The sequence below is a fragment of the Carboxylicivirga marina genome, assembly GCF_016612505.1.
GTDB classification, from domain to species: Bacteria; Bacteroidota; Bacteroidia; order Bacteroidales; family Marinilabiliaceae; genus Carboxylicivirga; species Carboxylicivirga marina.
This window is the reverse complement of sequence record NZ_JAENRR010000023.1, coordinates 1-11,853: the sequence shown is the minus strand read 5'-3', so window position 1 is coordinate 11,853 and position 11,853 is coordinate 1. Positions and strand designations below refer to the sequence as shown.

The 11,853-nt window shown below is 37.9% G+C and carries 12 protein-coding genes and 1 riboswitch; of the genes, 6 read left to right on the top strand and 6 right to left on the bottom strand.

The window, feature by feature from the left end; translation table 11 throughout:
- The first annotated feature begins 406 nt into the window (after window positions 1-406).
- From JIV24_RS10950 to JIV24_RS10940, 3 genes are all read left to right on the top strand, one after another.
- The gene (locus JIV24_RS10950; protein ID WP_200465080.1) at window positions 407-1,435 is read left to right on the top strand and encodes an outer membrane beta-barrel protein; all 1,029 of its coding nucleotides are present in this window, start codon (window positions 407-409) and stop codon (window positions 1,433-1,435) included.
- A 219-nt stretch (window positions 1,436-1,654) separates the two neighbouring features.
- Complete coding sequence (locus JIV24_RS10945; RefSeq protein WP_200465079.1) at window positions 1,655-1,999, top strand: P-II family nitrogen regulator; 345 nt, start codon at window positions 1,655-1,657, stop codon at window positions 1,997-1,999.
- 36 nt (window positions 2,000-2,035) lie between these two features.
- Window positions 2,036-3,226 carry an ammonium transporter gene (locus tag JIV24_RS10940; protein WP_200465078.1) on the top strand — a complete coding sequence of 397 codons (1,191 nt, stop codon included), beginning with the start codon at window positions 2,036-2,038 and terminating at the stop codon, window positions 3,224-3,226.
- A 134-nt stretch (window positions 3,227-3,360) separates the two neighbouring features.
- Here the strand turns inward: JIV24_RS10940 and JIV24_RS10935 are convergent, their stop codons facing one another.
- The 3 genes from JIV24_RS10935 to JIV24_RS10925 all read right to left on the bottom strand — a co-directional run bounded on the left by JIV24_RS10935 (window position 3,361) and on the right by JIV24_RS10925 (window position 6,941).
- Window positions 3,361-4,734: an aspartate kinase gene (locus JIV24_RS10935; RefSeq protein WP_200465077.1), complete on the bottom strand. Its 1,374-nt coding sequence runs from the start codon at window positions 4,732-4,734 to the stop codon at window positions 3,361-3,363.
- Window positions 4,735-4,876: 142 nt separating this feature from the next.
- Window positions 4,877-4,973, bottom strand: a riboswitch (SAM riboswitch).
- A 76-nt stretch (window positions 4,974-5,049) separates the two neighbouring features.
- A complete protein-coding gene (locus JIV24_RS10930; protein WP_200465076.1) occupies window positions 5,050-5,865 on the bottom strand; it encodes an NAD(P)-binding domain-containing protein in 816 nt (271 codons plus the stop codon).
- Window positions 5,866-5,897: 32 nt separating this feature from the next.
- On the bottom strand, window positions 5,898-6,941 hold the full coding sequence (locus JIV24_RS10925; RefSeq protein WP_200465075.1) for a hypothetical protein: 1,044 nt from the start codon (window positions 6,939-6,941) through the stop codon (window positions 5,898-5,900).
- Window positions 6,942-7,049: 108 nt separating this feature from the next.
- Between JIV24_RS10925 and JIV24_RS10920 the strand changes: the two genes are divergently transcribed.
- Window positions 7,050-7,949, top strand: a complete 900-nt coding sequence (locus JIV24_RS10920) for a CHAD domain-containing protein (protein WP_200465074.1) — start codon at window positions 7,050-7,052, stop codon at window positions 7,947-7,949.
- 36 nt (window positions 7,950-7,985) lie between these two features.
- On the opposite strand, the gene creD is transcribed toward JIV24_RS10920, so the two are convergent.
- The 3 genes from creD to JIV24_RS10905 are packed head-to-tail and all read right to left on the bottom strand — an operon-like array spanning window position 7,986 to window position 10,292.
- Window positions 7,986-9,311, bottom strand: a complete 1,326-nt coding sequence (gene creD / locus JIV24_RS10915) for a cell envelope integrity protein CreD (RefSeq protein WP_200465073.1) — start codon at window positions 9,309-9,311, stop codon at window positions 7,986-7,988.
- Window positions 9,312-9,363: 52 nt separating this feature from the next.
- Window positions 9,364-9,660 (bottom strand): winged helix-turn-helix domain-containing protein, encoded by a 297-nt coding sequence (locus tag JIV24_RS10910; protein ID WP_200465072.1) that lies wholly within the window; start codon window positions 9,658-9,660, stop codon window positions 9,364-9,366.
- A complete protein-coding gene (locus JIV24_RS10905) occupies window positions 9,657-10,292 on the bottom strand; it encodes a hypothetical protein (RefSeq protein ID WP_200465071.1) in 636 nt (211 codons plus the stop codon). The genes JIV24_RS10910 and JIV24_RS10905 overlap by 4 nt, the downstream gene beginning before the upstream one ends.
- A gap of 208 nt (window positions 10,293-10,500) precedes the next feature.
- On the opposite strand from JIV24_RS10905, the gene JIV24_RS10900 reads away from it, so the two are divergent.
- Window positions 10,501-10,848: a hypothetical protein gene (locus JIV24_RS10900; RefSeq protein WP_200465070.1), complete on the top strand. Its 348-nt coding sequence runs from the start codon at window positions 10,501-10,503 to the stop codon at window positions 10,846-10,848.
- Window positions 10,849-10,925: 77 nt separating this feature from the next.
- Window positions 10,926-11,780, top strand: coding sequence for an ABC transporter ATP-binding protein (locus JIV24_RS10895; RefSeq protein WP_200465069.1), 855 nt, complete (start codon window positions 10,926-10,928; stop codon window positions 11,778-11,780).
- The last annotated feature ends 73 nt before the right edge of the window (window positions 11,781-11,853 follow it).

Genomic DNA, 11,853 nt, shown 5'->3' with positions numbered 1-11,853 from the left:
TTTGGAATTGTATATTTATACAACAAGACGAATATTCATTCATATATTATTGACTTTACGACACTTAGCTTAAGCAGACACTTCAAATATCAATTTACCTAACAATTTCAGTTAGACTTTTAATCACTCCCAGATATTCACTACCCCATTAAAAATAGGGGTGGCAACTTACGATTTGCTATTTTTCACCCCAATACCCCTTTCAAAACAGGGGTATTTTGTTATTTTTAACTTTATTTTAATATTTACCCCTATTTTTTGAGGGGTCGATGAAATATTTTTTATATGTTTGTATCGTCAACCTATCAAAACTACAGGGTACCATTTGAGAAAAAGCATTTTTTTAGGCCGACACCCCCAATCAACGAGATAGTAAAAGCAAATATTAACTATTAACCGTTATTCGATGAAAAAGATTTTTTTGACTTTAGGACTTGGCCTTGCATTATTCACCACAAATGCACAAGACGAAAAGAGTGGACTGGAAATTTCAGGATCTGTAGATACATACTTTAAGTACGACTTTTCAGGCACATCTAACATCCCAACCAGTTTTGCAGACAACCACAATTCTGTATCACTAGGTATGCTAGACATTGCTTTATCACAATCAATTGGGAAAGCCAGTTTTGTTGGTGAGTTTTCTTTTGGACCAAGAAGCTTTAAATCTATACCAACATTTGACCTTAATAGCGATGGGTTAGGCGACGGCCAAAACGTGAACATTCAAAACCTTTATATTTCTTACGCCTTAAGTGATGCCCTTTCATTAACCGCTGGTTACATGGGTACCTTTGTTGGGTATGAAGTAATTTCACCCGTTGGTAACTTCAACTACAGTACATCTTATTTATTTAGTGCTGGACCATTCCAAAATGCTGGTCTTAAATTAGATTGGTCCATTTCTGAAAAATTTGGAGTAATGGTGGGGGCATTCAATGATTGGAATGTTTATCAAGATGTAAATGGAATATCCGACTTTGGAACACAGATATATATTAATCCGGTAGAAGGTTGGGATGCTTATGTAAATTTCTTAACAGGTTCTTCATCTGGAACTATCATTGACCTTACAACGGGTTTTCAAATTACTGACGGATTTTACCTGGGTTTAAATGCTGCTGATTATACTTATTCAGAATCTGACCTTGGAGGCTACATCGGATTTGCATTATACCCACAAGTAACATTTAGCGAAAAACTTTCTCTAGGATACAGAGGTGAATACTTTATCGTAAAAGAAGACAAAACGATTGATATGGATAGTGAGAATGTATTCTCAAATACATTCACCCTCAACTATTACGCAGGACCATTAACCTTTTCAACAGAACTAAGAATGGATTCAGCCAGCAGTGAATGGTTTGTTGATGGTGATGACGCACCAAACAAATCAGCCACACAATTTCTAATGGCTGCCATCTATTCGTTCTAAACCAAAAACATAACACACTCAAACCAATATCTATGATAAAAATAAGAGCAGTCACACATTTCAATTATTGTCCTAATTGACTTAAACCTTTATCGCCATTTACGGCTGCTCTTATTTTAAAACAAAGAAAATTAACAAGACATGACGAGGGAGCTAGTACAATTCGGTTGCTTCTCAAGTCTTTTCAAAAAAAAATATTAACGACTAACAACAAACAAAATGAAGAAAATTGAAGCCATTATTCGATTATCTCGATTTGAAGCTGTAAAAAAAGCACTGGAAGAACAAGACATCACATTTTTCTCATACTGGGATGTTAGAGGAACAGGAGTGGCACGCGAAGGCCACCTTTACAGGGGCACCTTATACGATACAAGCATCATCGAAAGACGTATTCTTTCCATTATCGTGCGCGACGAGAATATGAACAAAACTGTAGACGCCATTATTAACGCGGCTAAAACAGGTGAAATAGGTGATGGGCGAATCTTTGTATCTGATGTAGCCGACACCTATCGCATTCGCACTGGCGAGTCAGGACCAGAAACCCTTTATGAGAAATAATTGAATTGAATCAAAACCTTACAAAACATTAGTATTATGGACGCAAATAGTGCTTTAGATATATTATGGGTCTTACTGGCCGGAATTTTAGTCTTTTTTATGCAGGCCGGATTCGCCATGGTTGAGGCCGGTTTTACACGAGCAAAAAACGTTGGTAACATCATTATGAAGAACTTTATGGACTTTTCAATTGGTTCATTAATGTTCTGGATTATTGGATACAGCATCATGTATGGAGGCGATGGTGCTTTCTTTGGTGCATTCGATTTCTTTTACAACGACGGAACTGATTTACACAATCTATTCTTCCAAACGGTATTTGCTGCCACAGCAGCTACAATCGTTTCAGGAGCCATGGCTGAACGTACCAAGTTCAGTACCTATTTATTATTCTCCTTAGTTATCACAGTAGTTATCTATCCAATATCAGGCCACTGGGTTTGGGGTGGTGGCTGGTTAAGCGAGCTTGGCTTCCACGATTTTGCAGGTTCTACGGTGGTACACTCTGTAGGAGGATGGACTGCCTTAGCTGGTGCCTGGACAATCGGTCCGCGTATTGGAAAATACAATGGCAAAACAAATGCCATCCCTGGTCACAATATGGTGCTAGGCGCTCTGGGTGTATTTATCCTTTGGCTAGGTTGGTTTGGTTTCAACCCTGGGTCACAATTAGCTATCAGCGGTGATAATGCTTATGCAGTCGCTTTAATAGTTATTACAACTAACCTGGCAGCAGCAGCAGGTGCCATTGTAACCATGTTTGTTACTTGGTTCCGCTATGGTAAACCCGACCTATCAATGACCTTAAACGGTGCATTGGCCGGATTAGTAGGAATAACTGCAGGTTGTGATATTGTTTCTCCTGCCGGAGCTGTTGCCATAGGTGCAATTGCCGGATTAGTGGTAGTATTCTCAATTGAATTCATCGATCAGAAATTAAGAATAGATGACCCTGTTGGTGCCATTTCTGTTCACGGCGTATGTGGAGCAGTAGGTACCTTGTTAGTAGGCTTCTTTGCAACAGATGGTGGCGTATTTTATGGTGGTGGTTTTTCACTATTAGGCGTACAAGCAATAGGAGTTGTTTCAATTGGAGCCTGGGCATTTGGACTTGGATTAGTCCTATTCAAAGTATTAAAAGCTACTATTGGCCTACGAGTTTCGGAGCAAGAAGAACGTGAAGGATTAGATATTCACGAGCACGGACAAAGTTCTTACAACTATTAATAAAGAAATTGTATCGCAGGGTGATGAACCATCCCATCGTGCGATACTTAACACATGAAAATGTTGCGTTGTTTTATTTTATATTGAAAAGCAATGGCCTGCACGAACGGTGTGCAGGCCATCTTTTTATATATCTAATTGCTAAAAAACTCCTTATGAATCGCATCAATAGCACCATCGCGGTCATCTCTGGCAACCATAAAATAGCTAGCCACGGCCGATGCACCTGACACAATCATTTGCACATTTATCTCGCGCTTAGCTAATGCCATAAACAGACGACCGGCTACACCTGGCCTGTCAAGCAGTCCCTCACCAACAACCGCAATCGTAGATATTTGCTCGCTGGCTATTAATTCAGTAATAGCTGATAACTCCAATTCTTCTACAATTTTATAAGCACGCTTAATATCCTTGGCCGATAATAACAGGTTAATCACAATCTGCGATGTCACAACCGATTTAATATTAATACCTGCTTTATCAAGTGCCGCTGTTACCTTAGCCAATATCCCTTTTTTGAGACCAACACCAGCTCCACGCAATTTTAAGATGCAAAAATCGTCACTATATGTTACACTCTTAACAATGCAATCGCTTACCGTTTCAATTCCATGAACCATCGTTCGGGGAGCCACACTACCATCAAATGCATCAATATTTCCAATATGAATTGGGATACCAACTTCCTTTAATGGCTCAACTGTTCGCGGATGCAAAATGCTTGCTCCAAAATACGACAGCTCTGCCGCTTCAGCATACGATAAATGAGTAATTCGCTGAGGCGCATCTACCAGTTTTGGATCAGCACTCATAAAACCATCCACATCTTTCCATACATCTAATGACTCAGCATTAAGACAGCGAGCCAGAGCAGCTGCAGAATAATCACTTCCACCACGACCAAGAAGAGTAACCTTACCTTGCAGAGAAACGCCGTAAAATCCGGGAACTACATATACCTTATTACCCGACAAATAATTTTGAACATTGGCTGATGATACTTCGAAATCGACGGTTGCATTACCAAATTCACCATCCGTCACCAGTGGCATTTGTTCAGGCAAAGCCTCTTCAGCGTCAATACCATTGCTTTGCAAAATATTTGTTAACACTAAAGAACTTAAACGCTCACCGTAACTCAACACCACATCTTCAACAAATTCGGGCACATCACCAATGTAATGAATTCCTGTTAAATATCGGCTAAGCTCTTTTATGCGCGATTGAACAGCATTTAAGGTTTTATCTTGCCAATGCTTATCATCAAAATTTTCAAGTATCGCCTCTTCTTTCAACTCGCGTAAAAAACGTGCTAACTTTTCAATATTCGATTCATCCTGTTTTACCTCATCCATTGATTGAATCAGGTGGTTGGTAATTCCATAAAAAGCCGAAACAACAATAACCATTGGGCGATTGTAGGTTTTGATAACACGTACCAGCTTTTGAATATCTTCCTTCTTTTTAAGGTTGGAGCCTCCGAACTTGGCTACTACTTTTTTCATTTACAATAATATATAATGGTATAGAACCATAGGTTATACATGGAAACAATCTGACTTAATCAGAACTAACACTTGTGGTAAAATAATTATGCCCGACAGGGCATTCGAAGGTAATTGTATTGTATCATCGTTAAATTGTTTAAATTCATCATCTCCATAAAGGAATCAGGTTTTGGCACCTGCCAGTGGTGGTTGCCAGAGGTTCACAGAGCCTGTCTCTCCCCTCTTCTTAATAAACTCAAACATCTGCATCGTGATGCAGAATTAATGCAAACATAGTTTTTTGACAACTATTTACCAAATTGGTGCTAAATATCATGTACGATTCCACAGTTCATTATTGTGGAGCATTTCAATTAAATCGGGATGTTTAAATATTATATTCAAATGGCGCTTTACTTTTTCATTCGAAATAATCTTATAAGGCACATTAGCCTGACTAAACTTTGGAGCAGGCTTATTATTCAATTGAGCCGCAAGGGTGTAAAACTCTTTCTTCTGAGGATGTGTATCTGCCACACCATTAAATACATTATTGAATGCATCTTGTTTCAATAACTGTTCAACTATCTGAATACAATCATCGAGATGTATAAGGTTAATAACCTGACTGCCACCATCAACAACTCTTTCCGGCGTGAAAAAGCGACCCGGATACCGCTCACCTCCAACCAAACCTGCGAATCGAATAATCGCACATTCAAAAGCGGCTTTCTGAAACGCCCTTTCAATATCAAGTAGTTGATTGACCCCATCTCCCATACGCTCTGTATCTTCCTCATAAACTATAGAATTATTAGACGGATAAACAGATGTTGAGCTAATAAAAATGACCTTTTGCGCCCCCTCTTTCTCAATTACCTTGATTAATGGCCAATAAACCGACACTTGACGCATCACTTTAGTTGGCGGAATATTAATCAGGATATAATCGGACTTAAAAAAATCATTCTTAAATGTTTCGGGGCGTGCAACATCAAGCAAGCACGGCAAAATACCAATTTGCTTTAGGTGATCAAATTTATTTTCTGAGGTAGTGGAACCTTTAACTGTCCAGCCTTTATCAATCATGAATTTGGCCAAAGGCAAGCCAAACCAACCGCAACCTATAATACTTATTGTCTTTCCCATAAAATGATAACCCAAATCTTTATGTAATTGTTTCAATAACGATCCATACAATCACTATGCAATTTCTTTACAAAGCTGTCGGGCTTTTTCATTTCACTGTAGAAGCTTGCTACATACTTATATATCTGTTTCCGTTTTTTCATCTCAAGATGCTCATAGTTGAGAATCGTTTCATAAATCTGTTCTTTAGCAGAATTAAATTCATCAATTAAAGCATAATAATTATCGTCATAATCACGACATCGCCCTATAAAATCACGCTCAATAACAGCCTCTGCCGAAGACCACGGAGATGGCATAGCATAAGCAGCATTCACTAAACCAGCATGATCAAAATCGTAAGGGATAGCAGTTATTTCCTCACGCCCAGCCTCATTAAGTTTTATGAATTTTATATTGTGTCCGCTTTTTATCCGCCAATCGGTATTTCCAATCATGTAGCAGAAAAATGCTACCCGATCAGCATCCAGGGCATTAATGACCGCTTCATGAAAATATTCGCCTTTAATTTCAAGAGTATTGGTTCGTTTGGTCATTATATGTAATGGTTCAATAAAAAAGCCAGTGGCATTATAATGCTTTTCCCGCTCACCTGTATCAAAATAACTCACATCAACCAGTCGGGTTCGAAAAGCATACGGACTAATTATTTCCCATAGCTTATATATGAGGAATTCTTCCAATAAATATTCTCGATACGTTTTAGAGTTGACACAATGTGTCACCAGCTTCAACTTCGTCACATAACCCTCGTTTGTATGCAAGGTATCCGGCTTAAAATTGAGCATCACAGGCGGGAAAAAACAATTGTCTTTTCGATTATTACCACGGGCCCTGCAGCGCACATTTAATGTTATGGAGTCATTTCCGTAATCATAAAAAACAACTCGACCCGGGCAGTATTCTTCACTTTTTTTACGAACATGCTTAGTGATATCAAAATAGAGGCTCATCTTTAAAACTTCACTTGAAGCAAACAAACCCGGATACATCTGTTGATTTTTTTCTTGGGCCATTCCTTCAAATAAACTAATCAGGTATAATAACGGAATTATCCAAACAACCTTATTTCTCATAAATTCAGAATCATTTGATTGATAATTTATAAAAATTATAGACAGCATAAAAATCGGCTTGATATTCAAATTTTTAATACGTAGTTTGAAGTATCAAAACACATGCTTATGTATCGATTTGCTATTGATAACCAAGAAGAACTTCAGGAAGGAATAACCAGAGTACTTAGAGAACAGTACGAACTGATTATACAACTTACGAGTATTCCTGATGATATTGATATTTCAGTTCATGAAATCAGAAAAGCCATTAAAAGAATTCGTGCCATTTTAAGATTAGTACGTTGGGATATTGGCGAAGAAATATATCAAAGTGAAAACATGCGCTTTCGAGACCTCGCGCGACAACTCTCTCAAATACGTGATTACCATGTAATTATTACTTATCTCGCTGAAAACTTCGAAGCCGAAGAATTGCACATTCCTGAAGCTAACTTCATTAGCTTAATTAATCATCTAAACTCTAAAAAGGAGTTGGAACTAAAACGCTTAATAGATAATCAAACACTGGATACAATTAAAGAACAAATGGAGATCTCAAGCAAGGAGCTTAAAGAATTTCCATTTGATTTCTTAGGCCCGCATACAATTCGACAAGGTACGTCAAATTCATACAGTCAGTGTTTAAACAAAATTTCTGAAACTCAGCTAAAGCTCGACGATCATCCATTGCACGAATTAAGGAAAAGGGTAAAATACCTTCTTAATCAAATGATATTAATTCAGGAAGTGTGGCCCGACTTCTTTAAAACATATTCTACTTCATTAAAACAAGCCTCTGATCTGTTGGGAGATGATCACAACATCGCCGAAAGCATTTTATTAATTAACAACCTTCCGGCGAAAGTGATTTCAGATGAAGACAAAAACAGCTTAACAGATTCATTCAGAAAAGAACGTGAACATATACATCGGGATTTATGGCCACTACTCGGAAAACTATTTACCGAAGATGCCAAATCATTTGTAAAACGCATCACCTCTTACTGGCTCATAAGCCGAGAATAAGGAGAAGATTTTTAATCTCCTCCATTATCATTTTAATTAAGCCACTTCAGTTGATGTTGTGGCTGTTTTTATTTTTAGCGATGCCTTCATTATGGCACCTAAGGCTATTAATAAACCGATATTACCCGCCAGGAAGGCAAAATCATTAAGTTGCAACAATACGAACAAGAATAAATACAGCACACTAAGCATTATAAAAATCCAGAATGCTTGCTGCTTATCCCGTATCATACCATATGAGTACGACGTAACAAGGGTGATAATACTTAAAGCTGCCACCAGGTAAGCCCATGAGAATCCAATGTGTTCACTTAGTGCCGTGAGGACAGAAAAAAACAAGACCAGAGCCAAACCCACCAGAAGGTATTGAATAATTTGCACCTCTTTTTTCTTAACCAATTCGATAAAAAGAAAAACCAATAGAGTAAGGCTGATAATAAGGATTCCATATTTTGCTGATCTGAGTGATTTTTGATAATGATTAACCGGGTCGTATAAATTAACGCCGAACTGATGCGTGTCTATTTGAAAACTACGCCCTAACCAATGTTGCGGAAAATTCCGATTAAGATGTGTAACAGCCCAACCTGCCTTAAAACCTTCTTCGTTCAGTTCTGGTTCAATTGGTGAAAAAGCTCCCGTAAAACTTGGATTGTTCCACCCAGATTCAAGATCTACTTTCGTAATCTTACCAATAGGGTTAAACATCAAACTCTTAGCGCCACTGAGTTTAAATTTCACATCAAAGGCAAATTTATCGGCTAAGTTCTCCTTCGTGAGCGGCACTTTCAATGAAACACCTGAATTGTTGAGATCAGTAATAACCATACCTGCTTCAGGCTCTAAAGCATGATCATTCCAATTAAACACAAGCTCCCCTTTAATACCTCGGTTATCACTAATGCCAATCGTGACATAAGCACTCTCCCAATCAACTTCATCGGCATTAATAACCATCTGATCCAATTTCTCAAAAGCACCTTCTATTTGTAAATCCGAATTGTAAAGCACTTTCTTATAAATACCTCTATACCTTACTTCGGGCTCTACACTTCCATTTACCGATAATAATTCGGGCATAACGTGCAACCAACGCTTGTGTTTCGTTAATTTCTCATCTTCTTTCAGATAATAATAAGTTGGTACATGTAATATTGGGCCTGTTAACACCTGCTCACCACCCCATTTCTCAAAAAGTTCACGCTCAACCTCAGCCTCAGTAGCCTGACGTTCTCGAATAACGGATTTTACCATTCCTAAGGGAATAAGTAGTAGCAATACCAGAGCACCAATCATGACCACTTTAAAGGTTAATGTTTGATACCATTGTTCTTCATTTCTTTCATTAGTGATTAATTCCATAATTGTTATTTTTAAAAGTACTTTGTTTTTCAAAGTGTATGATTAAAAAAAATTATATTCCTCCCAGCAAATCTTCCAAAGCATTCAAGTGCTTCTTAAAACTCACTCTTCCATAGTCTGTTGCCGCATAACTGGTATTAGGCTTTCGCCCTACAAATTGCTTGTTAACCACCACAAGTTGGTATTTCTCCAATGCCTTTAAATGACTGGCCAAATTTCCATCAGTTACCCCAAGCAATTCTTTCAGGGCATTAAAATCCAACTTTTCATTAACCATTAAAGCCGACATTATACCTAAACGTATACGGTTTTCGAAATTCTTATTTAAACCTTCTATAATGGCTTTCATCGATCGTATTTTATATACATACTTATCCCATAAATAATATGAAATACACCAAAACCCAAAGACCAAAAAACGATTCCATAATTTAGAAAGACTCCCGCCAATAAACCTAAGGCAATTTCCGTTATTGCCAGGTACTGAATATCTCGTTGCGTATATCGTGATGCCATTAACAGAGCCAAACCATAAAAGATAAGCATTACCGATGCCACAAAACGAATGTTTTCGTGATACACTAAAATCAAACTAAATACTCCGCCAACAGTTAATATCAGCGACAGGTTTAATGTCACCATTCGTGCAGCTGGGCTCCAAAGTTTCTCATTGGCTCGTCTTGCTTTTATCCAACTAAAGTACCAGGCTGAAACAATCGCTAAAACAAGCACTCCTAAAGCGGTCAATAATAAACCCAGCCGAACGTGTGTTGTATTAGTGGCATTGAGTCCCTGCATATATTCATCATAAACATTTGCTCCCTGCTCTAATACAAAGAAATAGGCAAAAGCAGCACCAAGTAAAGCTATAACGCCGGCCGCAACGCCCGATAGTCCACTTAATGATAGAAACTTAGAAGATTGTTCCATCATTTGTCTTATGACTTTTATATCCTGGAGAGTATCTGTCTTTTCTTTCATATCATAGTACTTTGCATTTCAAAGTAAGGCATATTTTATTGAAACTCAAAAAATAATTTACAAAATGGGAACAATTTATTTCAAACTGATGTTTATACTTCAAACACTATTGACTATGTACAACGGACTATTACACGCCCATAGCGGACTTCGATACCTAACACTTATTTTTCTAATCTGCGTAATTATTCAAAGTCTCTTGGGTTGGATGAGACAGAGAAAATATGCTGGTAGCCACCATGTGTTAGTTAAAATTAATGCTGGAATGTTTCTGGCTCAATTAATGATTGGTATCGTCTTATACACCATCAGTTCAAAGGTTATGTTTGATGCTGCTACCATGAAAAGCACGCTTCTGCGCTTTTTCACTTTGGAACACCCATTAATGATGCTGATCGCAACAGTCATTATTATTCACAACGCAGCAAAGTCAAAAGGTTATAGTAATTTCCAAACGCACAAACGAATTTTCTGGAACAATCTGCTCGCCCTTATCATTGTGATAATTGCCATACCATGGCCATTCAGGGAGCAATTGGGAACATCCTGGTTCTAGAGCCTAGCCGTAGTTGTATTTTATTGTAAAGGTAAAAACCTTATCTTCACTCCTAAATAATTTACAACTACTAACCTATGATGTTTCTTGAAGCGAAGCAGGTGGTAAAAAAGTATGCCAACCACCTGGCACTGAACGAGGTCAATCTACAAGTGCCTGAAAACAGTATTTATGGTCTTCTGGGACCAAATGGCGCAGGTAAAACTACCCTAATACGTATTATTAATCAGATTACCGGACCCGACTCAGGTGAAATTATCTTTAACGGACGTCCATTAAAGTCCGAAGATGTCCACCGCATCGGTTATCTTCCCGAAGAAAGAGGATTATACAAAAAGATGAAAGTAGGTGAGCAAGCTGTTTACCTCGCTCGCATGAAAGGGCTTTCGCGCAATGACGCTCTCAAAAAACTAAAATATTGGTTCGAAAAATTTGAAATCCAACCCTGGTGGGACAAAAAGGTGGAAGAACTATCAAAAGGAATGCAGCAAAAGATTCAGTTTGTCGTTACCGTTTTGCACGATCCTAAGCTTTTGATATTTGATGAACCATTTAGCGGCTTTGATCCAATTAATGCCAACATCTTAAAACAAGAAATACTAAAGCTCAAAGAAAATGGAGCGACCATACTGTTTTCAACTCACAACATGGGTTCGGTTGAAGAACTGTGCGACCACATTACGCTTATCAATCAGTCAAAAACCATATTAACGGGTCAGATTGATGACATACGACAGAGCTATAAAGACAACTTAATTAAACTGGATTTTGCAGGAGATCGAGAATTGATTCAAACCAAGTTATCTGACAGTTTTAAAGTTGAGAAGATTGAACAAATAAATGGGCTTCACACCGCTTATGTAAAAATGCCTGATGAAACTACTATCAATCAAATGATAAGTACAGTTATTAATGATGTTGAAATACAGTGACAACTCAGGTTCTCCAAAGCGCTTTTTCAAAATCATAATTTTTTCACGAGAGTGTGAATAAAATTACACCTAT

Excerpts from the sequence above, each read along its gene's own strand:
- JIV24_RS10950 (WP_200465080.1), top strand. The coding sequence starts at position 407 with ATGAAAAAGATTTTTTTGACTTTAGGACTTGGCCTTGCATTATTCACC.
- JIV24_RS10945 (WP_200465079.1), top strand. The coding sequence starts at position 1,655 with ATGAAGAAAATTGAAGCCATTATTCGATTATCTCGATTTGAAGCTGTA.
- JIV24_RS10940 (WP_200465078.1), top strand. The coding sequence starts at position 2,036 with ATGGACGCAAATAGTGCTTTAGATATATTATGGGTCTTACTGGCCGGA.
- JIV24_RS10935 (WP_200465077.1), bottom strand. The coding sequence starts at position 4,734 with ATGAAAAAAGTAGTAGCCAAGTTCGGAGGCTCCAACCTTAAAAAGAAG.
- JIV24_RS10930 (WP_200465076.1), bottom strand. The coding sequence starts at position 5,865 with ATGGGAAAGACAATAAGTATTATAGGTTGCGGTTGGTTTGGCTTGCCT.
- JIV24_RS10925 (WP_200465075.1), bottom strand. The coding sequence starts at position 6,941 with ATGAGAAATAAGGTTGTTTGGATAATTCCGTTATTATACCTGATTAGT.
- JIV24_RS10920 (WP_200465074.1), top strand. The coding sequence starts at position 7,050 with ATGTATCGATTTGCTATTGATAACCAAGAAGAACTTCAGGAAGGAATA.
- creD (WP_200465073.1), bottom strand. The coding sequence starts at position 9,311 with ATGGAATTAATCACTAATGAAAGAAATGAAGAACAATGGTATCAAACA.
- JIV24_RS10910 (WP_200465072.1), bottom strand. The coding sequence starts at position 9,660 with ATGAAAGCCATTATAGAAGGTTTAAATAAGAATTTCGAAAACCGTATA.
- JIV24_RS10905 (WP_200465071.1), bottom strand. The coding sequence starts at position 10,292 with ATGAAAGAAAAGACAGATACTCTCCAGGATATAAAAGTCATAAGACAA.
- JIV24_RS10900 (WP_200465070.1), top strand. The coding sequence starts at position 10,501 with ATGAGACAGAGAAAATATGCTGGTAGCCACCATGTGTTAGTTAAAATT.
- JIV24_RS10895 (WP_200465069.1), top strand. The coding sequence starts at position 10,926 with ATGATGTTTCTTGAAGCGAAGCAGGTGGTAAAAAAGTATGCCAACCAC.